This window comes from Nioella ostreopsis (assembly GCF_004000255.1).
GTDB lineage: Bacteria > Pseudomonadota > Alphaproteobacteria > Rhodobacterales > Rhodobacteraceae > Nioella > Nioella ostreopsis.
In genome coordinates this window covers 19,395-34,228 of sequence record NZ_RCIQ01000032.1, presented here as the reverse complement: position 1 = coordinate 34,228, position 14,834 = coordinate 19,395, and the positions used below count along the sequence as shown (strand labels likewise).

13 protein-coding genes and 1 pseudogene are annotated in these 14,834 nt (G+C 62.8%); 9 read left to right on the top strand and 5 right to left on the bottom strand.

What is annotated here, in order from left to right; genetic code table 11:
* Positions 1-20: 20 nt before the first annotated feature.
* From EP237_RS21060 to EP237_RS21050, 3 genes and pseudogenes are all read right to left on the bottom strand, one after another.
* A pseudogene (locus EP237_RS21060) lies at positions 21-819 on the bottom strand (IS5 family transposase).
* Positions 820-881: 62 nt separating this feature from the next.
* Complete coding sequence (locus tag EP237_RS21055) at positions 882-2,231, bottom strand: NAD(P)/FAD-dependent oxidoreductase (protein WP_164744790.1); 1,350 nt, start codon at positions 2,229-2,231, stop codon at positions 882-884.
* Entirely contained in the window at positions 2,231-2,464 is a 234-nt protein-coding gene (locus tag EP237_RS21050) for a (2Fe-2S)-binding protein (RefSeq protein ID WP_240661723.1), read from the bottom strand. The genes EP237_RS21055 and EP237_RS21050 overlap by 1 nt, the downstream gene beginning before the upstream one ends.
* Positions 2,465-2,672: 208 nt before the next feature.
* On the opposite strand from EP237_RS21050, the gene EP237_RS21045 reads away from it, so the two are divergent.
* The 6 genes from EP237_RS21045 to EP237_RS21020 are packed head-to-tail and all read left to right on the top strand — an operon-like array spanning position 2,673 to position 9,354.
* Positions 2,673-4,220 carry an ABC transporter substrate-binding protein gene (locus EP237_RS21045; RefSeq protein WP_127562797.1) on the top strand — a complete coding sequence of 516 codons (1,548 nt, stop codon included), beginning with the start codon at positions 2,673-2,675 and terminating at the stop codon, positions 4,218-4,220.
* A 55-nt stretch (positions 4,221-4,275) separates the two neighbouring features.
* Positions 4,276-5,214, top strand: a complete 939-nt coding sequence (locus EP237_RS21040; RefSeq protein ID WP_127562796.1) for an ABC transporter permease — start codon at positions 4,276-4,278, stop codon at positions 5,212-5,214.
* A complete protein-coding gene (locus tag EP237_RS21035) occupies positions 5,211-6,080 on the top strand; it encodes an ABC transporter permease (RefSeq protein ID WP_127562795.1) in 870 nt (289 codons plus the stop codon). The genes EP237_RS21040 and EP237_RS21035 overlap by 4 nt, the downstream gene beginning before the upstream one ends.
* 3 nt (positions 6,081-6,083) lie before the next feature.
* The gene (locus EP237_RS21030; protein ID WP_127562794.1) at positions 6,084-7,046 is read left to right on the top strand and encodes an ABC transporter ATP-binding protein; all 963 of its coding nucleotides are present in this window, start codon (positions 6,084-6,086) and stop codon (positions 7,044-7,046) included.
* Positions 7,043-8,011 (top strand): ABC transporter ATP-binding protein, encoded by a 969-nt coding sequence (locus tag EP237_RS21025; protein ID WP_127562793.1) that lies wholly within the window; start codon positions 7,043-7,045, stop codon positions 8,009-8,011. Before EP237_RS21030 ends, EP237_RS21025 begins: the two co-directional genes overlap by 4 nt.
* On the top strand, positions 8,011-9,354 hold the full coding sequence (locus EP237_RS21020; RefSeq protein ID WP_164744789.1) for an MmgE/PrpD family protein: 1,344 nt from the start codon (positions 8,011-8,013) through the stop codon (positions 9,352-9,354). Before EP237_RS21025 ends, EP237_RS21020 begins: the two co-directional genes overlap by 1 nt.
* Here the strand turns inward: EP237_RS21020 and EP237_RS21015 are convergent.
* Complete coding sequence (locus tag EP237_RS21015; RefSeq protein WP_127562791.1) at positions 9,308-10,237, bottom strand: LysR family transcriptional regulator; 930 nt, start codon at positions 10,235-10,237, stop codon at positions 9,308-9,310. The two genes, EP237_RS21020 and EP237_RS21015, sit on opposite strands and share 47 nt — an antisense overlap.
* Before the next feature lie 66 nt (positions 10,238-10,303).
* On the opposite strand from EP237_RS21015, the gene EP237_RS21010 reads away from it, so the two are divergent.
* A complete protein-coding gene (locus EP237_RS21010) occupies positions 10,304-11,428 on the top strand; it encodes an NAD(P)/FAD-dependent oxidoreductase (protein WP_127562790.1) in 1,125 nt (374 codons plus the stop codon).
* A 79-nt stretch (positions 11,429-11,507) separates the two neighbouring features.
* On the opposite strand, the gene EP237_RS21005 is transcribed toward EP237_RS21010, so the two are convergent.
* Positions 11,508-12,554, bottom strand: coding sequence for a GlxA family transcriptional regulator (locus EP237_RS21005; protein ID WP_127562789.1), 1,047 nt, complete (start codon positions 12,552-12,554; stop codon positions 11,508-11,510).
* A gap of 232 nt (positions 12,555-12,786) precedes the next feature.
* Here EP237_RS21005 and EP237_RS21000 point away from each other — a divergent pair, with 232 nt between their 5' ends.
* Entirely contained in the window at positions 12,787-13,746 is a 960-nt protein-coding gene (locus tag EP237_RS21000; protein WP_127562788.1) for a dihydrodipicolinate synthase family protein, read from the top strand.
* A gap of 57 nt (positions 13,747-13,803) precedes the next feature.
* Positions 13,804-14,805 carry an ABC transporter substrate-binding protein gene (locus EP237_RS20995; protein WP_206052339.1) on the top strand — a complete coding sequence of 334 codons (1,002 nt, stop codon included), beginning with the start codon at positions 13,804-13,806 and terminating at the stop codon, positions 14,803-14,805.
* Positions 14,806-14,834 lie beyond the last annotated feature (29 nt).

The window sequence follows — 14,834 nt, the reverse complement described above, 5'->3', positions numbered from 1 at the left end:
GCAGGCCCCGTTACAGCATCTCATAGCCAGTAGATGACGAGGGCGGCGAGAGCGATAGCTGAGAAGAAGGCCTTTGGGCATCTGTCATACCGTGTCGCCACACGCCTCCAGTCCTTGAGACGCCCGAACATGATCTCAATGCGGTTACGGCGTTTGTAGCGACGCTTGTCGTACTTCACCGCCGTCTTGCGCTGCTTCCGCCCTGGGATGCAGGGGCGTATCCCCTTGTCTTGCAACGCTTCTCGGAATCAATCTGCGTCGTACCCGCGATCTGCGGGCAGCCATTTGACCTTTGGCAACGTACTCAAAAGCGCCCGCGCGCCGATATAATCGCTGACCTGACCTGCGGAGACGAAGAAGTTGATCGGGCGCCCATGACTATCACAGATAGCATGCAGCTAGGTATTCATGCCGCCCTTGGTACGACCGATCAGGCGGCCACGCCCCCTTTTTTCGCGCCCAGGCTGGACGCGGTACGATGTGCCTTGAGGTAGGTCGCGTCCACTGCCCGGCAGGGCATCACGAAGTGATGTCCCGAGAGGGGATCATCACCGTCGTTTTCTCACCGTGCCCTGCAGCCAGCCCGGCCAGCATCTGGGCGAAGATGCCTTTATCGCTCCACCGCTTCCAACGGTTGTAAAGCGTCTTGTGCGGACCATACTCTTTTGGTGCATCCCGCCAGCGTAAGCCGTTGCGATTAATGAAGATTATACCGCTCAGTACACGTCGGTCATCGACGCGAGGCTTACCGTGGGATTTCGGGAAGTAAGGCTCAAGACGCGCCATCTGCGCGTCACTCAACCAGAAGAGATCAGACATGTCACCGCTCGTTTTGCGAACGCTGAACCACGATGTCCGGCGGAAATCAATGGGTCCTGAGCCTAGAGGTTCCGTCGCAGTTCGATCTCGGCAAGAGTTGCGAAACTGACGGGAAGGATTGGTGGCCGGATCGACTGGATGCCGATTTCACCTGGCGCGGATCCACTGTCCGCTGCGATCAGGTCCGCGATCGAATGGGCGCAAAGCCTTCCCTGACAAGGCCCCATCCCGACCCTCAGCGCCCGTTTCAGCGCATTGGGATCGGTGCCTGCCGATCTTGCGGCTGTGCGGAGCGTTTCAGCCCGGATCATCTCGCATCGGCAAATCACCGTGTCAGCGGCTGTGCCTCGCGCGGTCCTGACCGGAGGATAGGCGGCATCAAGAAAGCGGCGGAAGGACCGGAGCCGCTTCAGCTTGCGCAAGTCTGCGCTGTCCGCTGCCGCGCCTGCGGCTTCAGCGGCAGCCATTCGGCCGGTGATGATCGCCGCGTCCGCCCCCAGAATGCCGCTTGCGTCGCCGGCGATCTGGATGGCCCTCTGCGGCCTGCAATGCCATGTCGCTTGTTCGGCTACGTAGGACATCGGCAGGGAAGCGGCGCGCATCGGGTTGAGGTTCGGGATGATTCCGTCATGCAGCAGGACACAGGTGGCCTGAATGTCCTGCTGACCGTTCCCGGTTGCAAATCGCAACCCCTGAACCCGACCGTCGCCATAAATACGGATTTCGGTGGCCCGCCGCCAGATCCGGCTTTTTCCGGCAGACCTGCGCGCCAGAAGCATCATCCCTTTCAGGGCGGTTGCCGGCGCCTTTGCCGCGCCCAGCAGGGCGGAGCCGGATCCCAGCAGGTTGGACGCGCCGCGCGGCTCGATGAACCCGGCAACGGGCCGTCCAAGCCGACGCAATTGCTCGGCCAGCAATAGGGGCAGAGGGCCTGCACCGACGATGACGACCGGGCCGTCGGGCAAGGCCCCGCCAGATTTGAGAAGGATCTGCGCGGCCCCGACACCCATGACGCCGGGAAGTGTCCAGCCAGGGACCGGCATGGGCCGTTCCTGCGCGCCGGTGGCCAGCAACACACGCGTAGCCTGTCCGGTCCGCGTGCCTTGCGGGCCTGTAAACGCGAACTGGCCGGACCGATCCAGCTGCCAGAGCCGTGTCAGGGGATGATAGGTGATCGCGCCCTTGCTGACCGCCTTGTCGAAGGCTTCCAGCAACGCGGTGCCTTTGGCATAGTCGGGACCGAAGATCCCAAGGTGCCGGCGTCGGTTGCGACAGGTGCTACCAAGCCAGGCGTAGATGTTCCCACCCGGTTCCGGGCGGTTGTCGATCACCACGGGCCGAAACCCCCGCTGAACGCTTTCAAGAGCAGCGGACAGTCCGGCAGGACCTGCGCCGACAATCAGGTAGTCCATCACATGTGGCCCCGTCTGACCGTCATGCCGTCGCGGACGACGACAAGACAGGCTTGCTGTCCTCTGATCCCGTCGATCTCGACCTGGCATTCGAAACAGACACCCATCATGCAAAAGGCGGAGCGGGGGCTGCCATCGACCGGGTGTTGCCGGAAAACCGGCGGCTGCTGCCGCATCAAGACGGAGGCAAGGCATTCGCCTTCATTCGCTGAGTGAGGTTTTCCGTCGATCATGAGAGAAACTGACATATCATACCCTTTCGCCGGTCAGGCTAGCGGCGGGGTGGTCATGAGTGAATACGTCATTTATTGCTGATCCATTCCAAAAGGTTATGCCAAGATCTGTATATCCAAATGGAATACGAGATGCGAAAATCGGTATTTGACGTTAAGGGATCGTGGCGGTTGTTTAACGTAGCGTCGAAACAGCGGAGGTGACTCGATGAAATTCCTGAACGCAACGGCCCTTTCGGTCCTACTTGCCACAAGCGCCCTGACCACGGACCTGCACGCGCAGGAACTGACCATGGCTGTGTCAGCCCAGAGCGCGGGTCAGCTCGATCCGCATGTTTCCACGCGCACCGAGGACAAGATCGTCTTCGGCATGGTCTTCAACGGCCTTGTGCGCTTTGCCCCCGGCTCCATGTCCGGCGAGGATATCGAGCCCGATCTGGCGGAAAGCTGGGAAACCTCCGAAGATGGCCTGGTCTGGACCTTCCACCTGCGCCAAGGCGTGCAGTTCCATGGTGGCTACGGTGAAATGACCGCCGCCGACGTCGTCTATTCGCTGACCCGCGCCGCCGATCCGGACCGGTCCGGGGTGTCGTCCGACTACACTCAGTTCGCAAGCGTCGAGGCGCTGGATGACTACACCGTACAGATCACGCTGGCAGAAGGGATCCCCAGCCTGCTTGGTGTTGTCGCCAACTATCATGGCGGCAACATCGTGTCCGCCCGCGCCGCCGAGGAAATGGGCGAAAACTTCCACACCAACCCGATCGGGACAGGTCCGTTTGCCTTCGATGAACTGGCTGAAGGCCAATTCGTCCGCCTTGTCGCCAACCCCGACTATTTCCGTGGTGCTCCGGAAATCGATTCGATCACGATCCGCTATATTTCTTCAGCCAGCGCTCGTGACCTTGCCTTCCAGACGGGTGAACTGGACATGATTGCCGGAACACGTGAAGATCGTTGGGTCACCAATATGACCGAGACCGGCGAAGCCGTGGTGGACGTGTTCGAACCCGGTGAATTGCGCACCCTGCATATCAACGCTGCGATGCCGCCTTTCGACGACATCCGCGTGCGTCAGGCCGTGGCCCATGCGGTGAACCGGGAAGAGCTGGTTGCCTTCATGGGCGCTTCGGTGGCCCGTGCCAACGAGGCGCCGGTGCCGGATGGCTATCTGGGCCACAACGCAGACGTTACGTTCCTGGCCTATGACCCTGAACGCGCCCGCGAATTGCTGGCCGAAGCGGGCTATCCCGATGGCATTACCGTTCCGGTGGCAATCACCGAGCGTGCGTCACTCTTTGCACCGATGCAGGTCTTGCAGGCGCAGCTGGCGGCGGCGGGCATCAATGTTGAACTGGAGGTGATGGAGCATTCCGCCTGGCACGCGGCGATCCGCGACGATGTCAGTTCCATGGTGCTCTATGGCGCGGCCCGTTTCCCGGTGGCCGACACCTACCTGACGCAGTTCTATCACTCCGACAGCATCGTCAACACGCCAACGGCCGTGACCAATTTCTCGCATTGCGATGTTGCAGACGACCAGATCGTTCAGGCCCGGTCGGAGGCGGATATGGATATGCAGATGGCGCTTTGGGCCGACGCGCAACAGGCAATCGTGGACGAGGTCTGCTCGATCCCGCTGTTCGAGCTGTTGCAGGTCTTCGCGCGGTCCCCCGACGTCGACCTCGGCTACGAGCTCGAAGGCTCGCTCTCCCTTGGGCCAGTGATCACCGAGCAATCGACACTGGCCGACTAAGCTGGTCAACTTGCAGAGGCGGCTCCGGCCGCCTCTGCTTCTCCCGGAGGACATGATGGCCGGTTTCATCCTCAGACGGCTGCTGAGCACGATCCCGACGCTTCTGGGCGTCCTGACGATCGTCTTTGTTATGATCCGGGTCGCACCCGGCGACCCCGCGCTTGCAATCCTGGGCGACAATGCCTCGCAGGAGGCTCTGGATGCGTTCCGCGAGCGCATGGGGCTGAATGACCCGATGTGGGTTCAGTACCTGGATTTCCTGCGTGGCATCGCGCGCGGGTCGCTGGGCGAGTCGATGATCTCGGGCACGCCGGTTCTGACCTCGATTCTGGAGGTGCTGCCCTACACGCTGGAACTGGCGCTTGGCGCGGTGTTCTTCGGGGTGGTCATCGGCACGCCGCTGGGCATCATGGCGGCGTTGAAGCGCAACGGCTGGCTGGATTATCTGCTGCGCGTCGTGTCGCTGGTCGGGCTGAGTTTTCCGGCCTTTCTGACCGCGATCCTGCTGATCCTCTGGCTGGCGATCGACTGGCGCCTCTTCCCGGTGATCTCTACGCCCACGGGCGGGATCGGGGACAGGCTTTACAATCTCTTCCTGCCGGCGCTCAGCCTTGGGTTGATCATGGTGGCTTATGTGATGCGCACCGCGCGTTCTGCCATGCTGGACGTGTTGGGTGAGGATTATATCCGCACCGCGCGGGCCAAGGGTGCACCGATGCGGCGGCTGTTTCTGCACCACGCTCTGCGTAACGCACTAATCCCCATCGTCACCGTGATCGGGCTCTACTTCGGGCTGATGATCGGCAATGCCGTTCTGACCGAGATCATCTTCAACCGACCGGGCCTGGGCAAACTTATCGTGCTGGCCCTGAACCAGAGGGATTATTCCACGCTGCAGGGGCTCATGGTCTTCTCGGCCTTCCTCGTGGTGATGGTGAATCTGCTGACCGACATCGCCTATGGCCTCGTCGACCCGAGAGTGAAACTGAAATGACCGCGACCGTTACCACTCCCCCGCAGCGCACCCCGGCCCAGAGGCTGTTGCGACTTGCCCGGCGCAACAAGCTGTCCACCGTAGGACTTATTCTGTTCGGGCTGATCGCATTGGCCGCGATTGCTGCGCCGCTGCTGTCTTCGCACGACCCTTTGGCGCAGAACATCCTGCACCGGCTGGAGGACCGCTCGGCCGACTACCTGCTTGGCACCGATGTCTATGGCCGCGACACCTGGGCCCGCATCCTTTTCGGGCTGCGCGTCTCGCTGCTGATCGGTCTGATCTCGACGGCGCTGGCCATGATCATCGGCAGCGCGCTCGGCATTCTCGCGGGGTATCGCGGTGGCTGGGTCGATAGCCTGATCATGCGGATCATGGACATGCTGCTGGCCTTTCCTACGCTGATCACCGGGCTCTTCATCGTGGCGGTTCTGGGAGCGAATTTCTGGAACATCGTCCTGGCGATCACGGTGACGATCCTGCCCAAATTCGCCCGCGTGGCCCGTGCGCCGACGATTGCGCTGAAGGAGCGCGAATTCGTCGAAGCCGCCCGCGCCCTTGGCTATTCCGACGTTCGGATCATGGCCGTGCATATCGCGCCCAATGTTCTGGGCGAGGTGATCGTGCTGGCGTCGCTCTGGGCGGCCTACGCGATCCGGATCGAGGCGTATCTGAGCTTCATCGGCCTTGGCATCGCGCCGCCCACGCCCACGCTCGGGACGATGATCCGGGAAGGCTTCGAGCACATTCTCGATTCCCCCTTCGTCTCGATCTATCCCGGCTTCGCCGTTCTTCTTGTCGTGCTGTCGCTGAACCTGATCGGGGACGGCCTGCGCGATGCCATCGACCCCAAGCTGAGGGACTGAGCCATGACCGCCACCCCCCTGATGACGGTCGAAGACCTGTCGATTTCCTTCAGGATCGAGGATCGCTGGTGCCGTGCGGTGAACGGCGTCTCCTTCGACATCATGCCCGATGAAACCCTGTGTCTGGTCGGGGAATCCGGCTGTGGCAAGAGCATCACCGCCATGTCGCTGATGCGGCTTCTCCCCGGATCGGCTCGGCTTGGCGGGCGGATCGGGTTCGATGGCAAGGATATTCTGACCATGCCGGAGGCCGAGTTGCAGACGATCCGCGGCCGGCGCATCGCGATGATCTTTCAGGAACCGATGACCTCGCTGAACCCGGTGCTGACCGTGGGCGAGCAGATCGCCGAGCCCCTGGTGCTGCACAAGGGCATGGGCTGGGCCGAAGCCAAGCGCGAGGCGCGCCACCTGCTCGACCTCGTGCGCATTCCCGATGCGGACCGGCGTCTGCGACAATACCCGTACGAGTTGTCGGGCGGGATGCGCCAGCGGGTTATGATCGCCATTGGCCTCGCGTGTCGTCCCGAGATCCTGATCGCGGACGAACCCACCACGGCGCTTGACGTGACGATACAGGCGCAGGTGCTGGCGCTGCTGGATGAGATCCGGCGGGAACAGGGGCTGTCCATCGTGCTGATCACCCATGATCTTGGCGTCGTTGCAAATGTCGCGGATCGCGTCGCGGTCATGTATGCGGGCGACCTTGTGGAAACCGCCCCGGCGGGGGAGCTGTTCGATAAGCCCTCGCACCCCTATACCCAGGCCCTGCTGCGCACCGTGCCGCGCGCGGATGCGGCCTTTGACCTGCATCCGATCGAAGGACAGGTGCCATCGATCCAGTCCATGCCCGAAGGCTGCCGCTTCGCCCCGCGCTGCGGCGAGGCGCATGCAGCCTGTTCCAGCCCGCCGAACCTCTCATCAGGTCCACACGCGGTGCGATGCTGGGCAAGGAGGGATGTGGCATGAGCAACCTTTTGACCGTCGAGAACCTCGGCAAGACTTTCACCTCGCGCCGGTTCCTGTCCTTGCGGCGCGATTACGAGGTCACCGCGCTGCGCGATGTCTCCTTCACCGTGGCCAAGGGCGAAACCGTGGGCGTTGTGGGCGAATCCGGCTGCGGCAAGTCCACGCTGGCGCGCTGCGTGCTGGACCTGATCACGCCGACCACGGGCGCGGTGCGCTTTGACGGGACCGACCTGACCACGCTGGCGAGTGCGGAAAAGCGCGCCATGCGCGGGCGTATCCAGATGGTGTTTCAGGACCCCTATTCCTCGCTCAACTCCAAGCGCAGCATTGGACGCACGCTGGCCGAGCCTCTCTATGTCCACAAGGGCATCCGCTATCGTGACGCCTTGCCGCGCGTGCGTGAAGTTCTGGGTGAAGTGGGCATGCCCGCCAGTGCCGTCGACAAGTACCCGCATGAGTTTTCCGGCGGCCAGCGTCAGCGCATCGCCATCGCCCGCGCCCTGATCCTGGAGCCTGACCTCATTATCGCGGACGAGGCCGTGTCGGCGCTGGATGTGTCCGTGCAGGCGCAGGTTCTGCTACTGATGCGGCGCATTCAGCAGGAACGGGGGTTGAGCTATCTCTTCATCACCCACGATCTTGGGGTGCTGCGCAATTTCTGCGACCGGGTGCTGGTGATGTATCTGGGCCGGGTCGTCGAGAGCGGGCCTGTGGGCGACCTTTTGGAACGCCCGCGCCATCCCTATACCCGGTCGCTGCGCGATGCCGCGCCGGTGCCCGATGTATCCAAGCGCCAGGCGTTGGCCTTGCTGGAGGGCGAGATTCCGTCGCCGGCGAACCCGCCCTCGGGCTGCCCGTTCCATCCGCGCTGCCCAAGGGCAACGGCGATCTGCAGTCAGGAGGCCCCGGTTCTGGCCGCGACACAAGACGAAGGACGCAGGGTCGCATGCCACAACCCGGAATAATGATCCCGGTTCTTGAGGTCCTGGCAAAGCGCGCCCATGGCTTCCGGATGTGCGACGCCGCCCGTCAGGGTGCGATCGAGGCGGTTCTCGATACCGTCACCGCCGCCGCTGCCGCGCCGCCCCATGGTTTTGGCACGGCCCTGCGCGAAGCCTACGGGGCAGGCCCCTCGGTCCTGTGGTTCACGGGCGAAAAGGGCTCGCCAGTGGCGGCGGGCTTTGCCAATGCGCTGGCTTCCGCCGCGCTTGACCTTGATGACGGGCACCGAGCCTCGCGCGGGCATCCGGGCGCGGCGGTCGTGCCTGCGGTACTGGCCCAGGCCGACCGGTTGGACAGTCTGGGCGCCTCGCCAAGCGGCGAGGCGATCCTGCGGGCCATCGCCATTGGCTACGAGATCGGTCTGCGGATCGCAGCGGCCCGCAGCTTCTACGCGCGCACCGGGTTCTGGGGCGGTTTCGCGGCTGCTGCCGGGGCAGGGGCGCTGCAAGGGCTTGCACCGATGGAGATGGCCAATGCGCTGGCCATCGCGGGCGAAACAGGCCCGCACATGGCAACGACCACGGCCCCGCCCGCCTGGCCGCAACCCAATGGCAGCCATGTGAAAGAGGGCATCCCCTGGGGCGTCGCGACGGGCTTGTCAGCGGTGCCCTTGGCCGCAGCTGGCATGACTGGCGCGCGCGATCTGGTCGATCATGCGCCGTTCTTCGACGCCGATGCCATCCTTGCCGATCGCCCCGGTCCCGCCATCTGCGAAAGCTACACCAAGTTTCACGCCGCCTGCCGCCATGTCCATGCGCCGGTCGAGGCGTTGGCCGCGCTGATGGCTGACCATGGCCTTCAGGTCGCGCAGATCGACGCGATCCATGTCAGCGCCTATAGCGGTGCCCTGCGCATCCCCAACGCGCCGCGCCCGCGCAACCTGGTCGATGCGCAATACTCCATCCCCTATTGCCTGGCGCTTGTCGCCCTACGCGGGGCAGACGCGCTGTTGCCGATGTCCGAGGCGGATTTGCATGACAGGCGTGCCGAGGCATTTGCCGAAAACGTCAGCATTGCCATCGACCCGGAGCTGGAAGAGCATTTCCCCGCCGAAACCCCGGTGCGCCTGCGCGTGATCTGCGGCGATCGGGAGATTGACAGCCCCGTCACAACCCCAAGCGGCGAAGCGCGCGACCGACCGGGCTGGGACATGCGCCTTCGCAAGTTCCGGGTAGCGACGCGCGATCAGGTGGCGGTGGAAGACCGCGACAGGTTGGAAAGCGCATTCAATTCCCTGCGCGAAGGCGATCTTCGCCCGCTCAGGCGGTGCCTGGCAGACCGTCGCGCGCCTTTTCCAGCGCCCTGAGCACCAGTTCCAGCCCGCGTTTGTCGCGGGACTCTACCGGGCGCACTGCGCGCACGTGAAATGGCAATTGCGGGGTAAAGGATACCACGGCAAGGCGGGCCAGATGATCGCTGGCAAAAAGGGGTGACAGCACGCAGACCCCAAGTCCCGCTGCGGTCATCGCGCAGCAGTTGGGGGCGGTGGTGGCGCTCAGCACGATATCCGCGTTCACCCCGGCCTCTGTCATCGCCGCATCGGTCAACCTGCGGGTCACGCTGCCTGGCGTGAAGGCGATGAACGGCTGGTCCTGCAGGTCGGACATGCTGACCATTTTGCGTTGCGCAAACGGGTGATCCGGTGGGGTGATCAGCACCATGGGTCTGTCGTAAAAAATGCTACTGCGAACCTGAGCGTGGTCCAGTTCCCGCGCGATCAGCGCGAGGTCGAGTTTTCGCGACAATACCCCGTGCGACAGGAATTCAGAACTGCGAACGACAAAGGACAGGCTGATATCGGGCCGTTCCCGCCGCACGATCTGCGCAGCCTTTGACAGCAGATTGGCGGGAAAGCCCGGCACCACGCCAACGGTGATCTGGCTGCGTTCCTCCGCCCGGATCGAGGCGATGGCCTGCCCGATCTGATCCACGCCCGACAGGATGCGGTCGATTTCCTCGTAAACCCTCATACCGCGTTCGGTCACGACTGGCCGGTTGGAGCTGCGGTCGATCAGTTCCATCCCGATATCGGCTTCGAAGTGATTGAGCAGTTTGCTGGCGGCGGGCTGGGAAATGAACAGCACGTCCGCCGCGCGCGACACGCTTCCGGTTTCCACGAAGGCCTTGAACGCCTCCAGCTGGCGAAGCGAGGGTTTTCTCATTTCATAACCATTTGGAATATCACCCATTCGAATAGTGCTTTTACATTCTGCCAGCCCGTTCCTAGTGTCAAGCCATTGACGAGAGGAACCAGCATGGATGAGACGGCGGATTTCGCAGTAATCGGCGGCGGGGTCGTTGGGGCAAGCATCGCCTATGGCCTGGCTCTCAGCAGGTGTTCGGTGGTCTTGCTTGATGGCAGTGCCAGCGACCCGCGCGCATCCGCAGCGAATTTCGGCTTGGTCTGGGTGCAGGGCAAGGGGCCGGGCAGTCCCGACTACCAGCGTCTGACCCGCGTCTCGTCCGACTTATGGCCTGCCTTCGCTGAGGAACTGACCGAGATCGCCGGACCGGAAGAGGGCGTTCCCGGCTCGGTTTTGTCATATGAGCGTAATGGTGGGCTGACATTCACATTCGGTGAAGACGGCTACACCGAGCGCGAATCGCAACTGCATCGGCTGCACAATGAGCGCGGCGGCGAAAACGACCACGAGATGATCGACCGGGCCGCCATTCAGCGACTGATGCCGGAGTTCGAATTGGGACCAGAGGTGACAGGGGCCAGCTTTTGCTGGCGCGATGGCTGCGTCAATCCGCTCAAGCTGCACAGTGCGCTGCTTCGGGCCATCCCCCGGCTTGGGGGTCGGGTGCTGTTCGGCAGCAAGGTCGACACCATCCGGCCGGTGTCACTTGGGTGGGAACTGACTACGGCCACGGGGCGGATCGGTGTGGGGCATGTCGTCGTGGCTGCCGGCCTTGCGACGCAAGAGCTTGCCGAAAGCGTCGGACTAGATGTCCCGGTGCGTCCACAGCGGGGGCAGGTCATCGTCAGCCAGCGGCTGCCAAGGGTCATGACCTTGCCTGCCAGCACCCTGCGTCAGACCGCTGATGGCACCTTCCTGGTGGGGGCGACGAAAGAGGACGTGGGCCTTGACCGGTCCACCACGCTTGACGCGGCGGGGCAGTTGGCCCGCAATGCTTTGCGGATCACGCCTGCCTTGCGTGATATCAACGTGGTGCGTCATTGGGCGGGGCTGCGGGTCATGACGCCGGATGGCGCGCCGATCTATCAGTTCTCGGACAGAGCGAGTGCCGCGGCCTGTCATTCGGGGATCACGCTGGCGCCGGTGCATGCACGTCTGTTTTCCGGCCGCATCACCGGAGGCGATGCAGATGCTCTCATGGCCTTCCATCCTGCCCGGTTCGGGCAGACGGCCTGACCCGGCTCTTTCGGTATTGGGTGGCAATCCGAGTCAGGGACAATCCATCGCGCAAGCAGTATGTCTCATCGGGCCATGCCTATGCACTGTCTTTAGACAGGGCGTTGGCGGAATGACCGCTTCGCCGGATGATGCGATGGATCTCGGGGTGTTCGGTAAGTCTCTGGCTCTTGCGCACGGCGGCACGGAAGCTGGACGGGCTGGTTCCGAACTGGGCGTTGAAGCTGCGCGTGAAGGCCCCCGGCGCGGAGAACCCACAGGCGGTGGCGATCTCCTTTATCGAGAGATCCTCATAGAACAGGAAGTTGCGCGCTGCCTGAAGCCGGATCCGAAGATACAGCCGCATGGGGGATATGCCGAACGCGGTTTCGCTGGCGCGCGCGAGGGTGCGTTTGGGGGTGTCCAGGCTCTCGGCCAATTCGTCCAGCGACAGTGGAAAATCGAGGTTCTGCTCCATCGTTCGGGTCAGTCGCGACACCAGGCTGCCCGCGCCGCTATCGACCGGCTGGTCAAGCCGCTGCTGCGTATCCGGGGACCGTCTGCTGTGGACCATTGCATTGGCGACCTCGCTGGCCATCGCCTCGCCCGTGAACCGCGCGATGAGGTCGAGCATCAGGTCCAGCGTGGCGATCCCGCCTGCGCAATGAACCCGCTTGCCGGCGCTCATGTAGATGCCGTTGAGAGGCTGCGCATCGGGAAACCATTCGCGGAACGTGGGCACCGCCTCCCAGTGCAGGACAACCTCTGGCGCAGCTTCCGTCGCCACCAGCCCGGCCTGCGCAAGCGCATAGGCGCCGGTGTCCACCCCGCCGACGATTGCCCCGAAGCGGGCCTGCGTCCGCAGGTAGCCAAGCAGCCGCCGGGACAAGTTCTGTGTTGGCAGATTGCCTTGGAACAGAAGACAAACATCGACCGGCCCCGAGGGCGTCAGATCGTTGTCGGCGGCGAACCACATGCCGTTCGAGGCACGCACTTCCGCGCCGTCTTCGGACAGGACGCGCCAATCGAACAGGTCGCGACCCGAGTTCTGGTTCGCAATCCGCAGCGAGTCGCAGGCGAGGATCAGCGCGGTCAGTGGAAACTCTGGCTGAAGGACAAAGGCAAAGCTGGCTTTGGAATCGGGCATTGCATCCTCCTCGACAAAGAAACTGCATCAATCTGGCAATATTTGTGAAGCAATCGGCAAGAATAATCAACTCAAACGGGGATTTTCGTCCTTACTGTTTTCATGTCAGCGGGCCCGTCTCATCTGGTCCGACACTGAAAAGACCCTGGAATTTTATGGCTGATGGCCCCCGTCAGCGGTGCGTTTTGCACCGTGCGGAGCTGTGCGGCCATCCGAACTGGAGCTGCCGAACGTGGACGACAAGAAGAAAAAACTGCAGGGCTGCTACGTCACCATCCCGACGCCGTTTGACGACACGCCGGACATGGCGGTGAACGAAAGCGCGCTGCGGCGTTATGTGCGGTTCCTGATCGATTCAGGGCTGAATGCCGATTACGCAACGCTTCTGGCAGGCGGCGCGGCGGGGGATTTTTCGACCATGACGTTTGAGGAGCGGCTGTTCGTGGCCGAGGTCGTGGTCGATGAAGCGAACGGGGCTGTGCCGATCGCCATGGGCGCGCAGACCACAAGCACGCTCGAACTGGTCCGGCTTGCCAAGGCTGCCAGCCAGATCGGAACCGATTTCATCCAGGTATCCTGCCCGTTCTACTTCGCCCATACCGAGGCCGACTTTGAGGAATACGTCCGTGCCGCAGCAGAGGCCGCGCCAGATGTGGGCATCATCCTCTACAACACGTTCTGGACCAGTCAGAACCTGAGCTTTCCGATGATTGATCGGCTGGCGGAGATTCCAAATCTCGTTGGTCTGAAATGGGCTGCCCCGCGCACTGACGCGATGGAATTCGAGGACGTCTGTTCCCATTTCTCGGACCGCTTCACGATCATCGACAACAACCTGCTGTTCGGGATGAGCGCGATGCCCGCCCTAGGCGCAACGGCCTTCGAGGTGCATCACTGCAACTTCTGGCCGGAATGGGGCATCAAGCTGATCGACGAGGTGCGGGCAGGGAACTACCCCGAGATCGCCCGGATGCTGGTCGAGGAAGGCATGCCCTTCTACAAGCTCTGGGTGGAGATCGAACAGACCTATACCAGCGGTGACGGTTATCTCGACAAGCTGTGCATGGAACTGATCGGACTGCCCTCCAGCCGGTGCCGCCCGCCCACCCGCGACATTCGCCAGACCCACAAAGAACAAACCCACGCCATGATGAGCAAAATAGGCGTGCCAAGGCTGATCGGCCTTTCCTGAGGCGACGTGCAGACCACCACGAACACCATCAAGAACAGATCCAAAGGGAGTATGAAGATGATGAAGACAATCGTGAAAACCACGGGACTGGCCCTCGGCGCCAGCCTGTTGATGACGAGCGTTGCCGCCGCGCAGGATGACGTCCGGCTGCGCCTGAACTGGATGTATTACGGCTCTCATGCCGGGTTCGCGCATGGGTATGTGGCTGGCATCTATGATGACTACGGGATCGATCTCGACATCCGCTCGGGCAACGGCTCCAGTTCCGCGCATCGACTGGTGGCGAATGGCGACAGTGATTTTGCCTACGGGTCCTGCGGGGCGCTGATCACGCTGGCCAGCCAGGGGGCCGATATCGTGTCGGTCGCCGTGATCGACGCGACGGGCTCTGAGGCGGTCATTGTACGCCCCGATGCCGGGATCGAGTCCATCGAGGACTTGCGCGGCCACGTCATCCTGACCACGGCCAATGCAGGTGTGAACACCTTCTTCCCGATCGTGCTGTCCAATGCCGGTCTGACCGAGGATGACGTTACCCTGACCAATGTGCCCGACGGCGCGCTTGTCTCCAGCTACCTGCAAGGATCGGGGGGCGCGGTGGCCATGCTGGGCGGTCTCGATGACAAACCGGCAGAAATTCGCGCCAATGGCGGCGACGACCCGGTCCTGTTCCCCTATTCCGACTATGGGGTGGATCAGGTGGGTTACTGCATCTCGACGCGGCGTGACCTTGTCGAAAGCAACCCGGATCTGGTCGACCGCTTTGTCGATGCCACGATCGAAGCCTACACCCAGACCGAGGCTGACCCCGACACGGCGGTTGCTGCCATTGCCGACATTGTCGGTGGCACCATGGCCGAGGAACAGGGCATGATGCAGGCGCGCTCGGTTCTCGATGTGACGCTCGGCATTCTGTATTCCAGCGCCAACACCGAACGTCAGCTTGGCCTGAACGTACCCTCCGACTGGGAAAGCATGGTCAGCCTGATGCAGGAATACAATGACCTCGACCCCGAAGCCGAAGCGACGAGCTTCTACACGAACCAGTTCATCGACTGAGTATCGAACCCGGCCGGGGGCCGCAGTTG

Excerpts from the sequence above, each read along its gene's own strand:
- EP237_RS21055 (WP_164744790.1), bottom strand. The coding sequence starts at position 2,231 with ATGGACTACCTGATTGTCGGCGCAGGTCCTGCCGGACTGTCCGCTGCT.
- EP237_RS21050 (WP_240661723.1), bottom strand. The coding sequence starts at position 2,464 with ATGATCGACGGAAAACCTCACTCAGCGAATGAAGGCGAATGCCTTGCC.
- EP237_RS21045 (WP_127562797.1), top strand. The coding sequence starts at position 2,673 with ATGAAATTCCTGAACGCAACGGCCCTTTCGGTCCTACTTGCCACAAGC.
- EP237_RS21040 (WP_127562796.1), top strand. The coding sequence starts at position 4,276 with ATGGCCGGTTTCATCCTCAGACGGCTGCTGAGCACGATCCCGACGCTT.
- EP237_RS21035 (WP_127562795.1), top strand. The coding sequence starts at position 5,211 with ATGACCGCGACCGTTACCACTCCCCCGCAGCGCACCCCGGCCCAGAGG.
- EP237_RS21030 (WP_127562794.1), top strand. The coding sequence starts at position 6,084 with ATGACCGCCACCCCCCTGATGACGGTCGAAGACCTGTCGATTTCCTTC.
- EP237_RS21025 (WP_127562793.1), top strand. The coding sequence starts at position 7,043 with ATGAGCAACCTTTTGACCGTCGAGAACCTCGGCAAGACTTTCACCTCG.
- EP237_RS21020 (WP_164744789.1), top strand. The coding sequence starts at position 8,011 with ATGATCCCGGTTCTTGAGGTCCTGGCAAAGCGCGCCCATGGCTTCCGG.
- EP237_RS21015 (WP_127562791.1), bottom strand. The coding sequence starts at position 10,237 with ATGGGTGATATTCCAAATGGTTATGAAATGAGAAAACCCTCGCTTCGC.
- EP237_RS21010 (WP_127562790.1), top strand. The coding sequence starts at position 10,304 with ATGGATGAGACGGCGGATTTCGCAGTAATCGGCGGCGGGGTCGTTGGG.
- EP237_RS21005 (WP_127562789.1), bottom strand. The coding sequence starts at position 12,554 with ATGCCCGATTCCAAAGCCAGCTTTGCCTTTGTCCTTCAGCCAGAGTTT.
- EP237_RS20995 (WP_206052339.1), top strand. The coding sequence starts at position 13,804 with ATGATGAAGACAATCGTGAAAACCACGGGACTGGCCCTCGGCGCCAGC.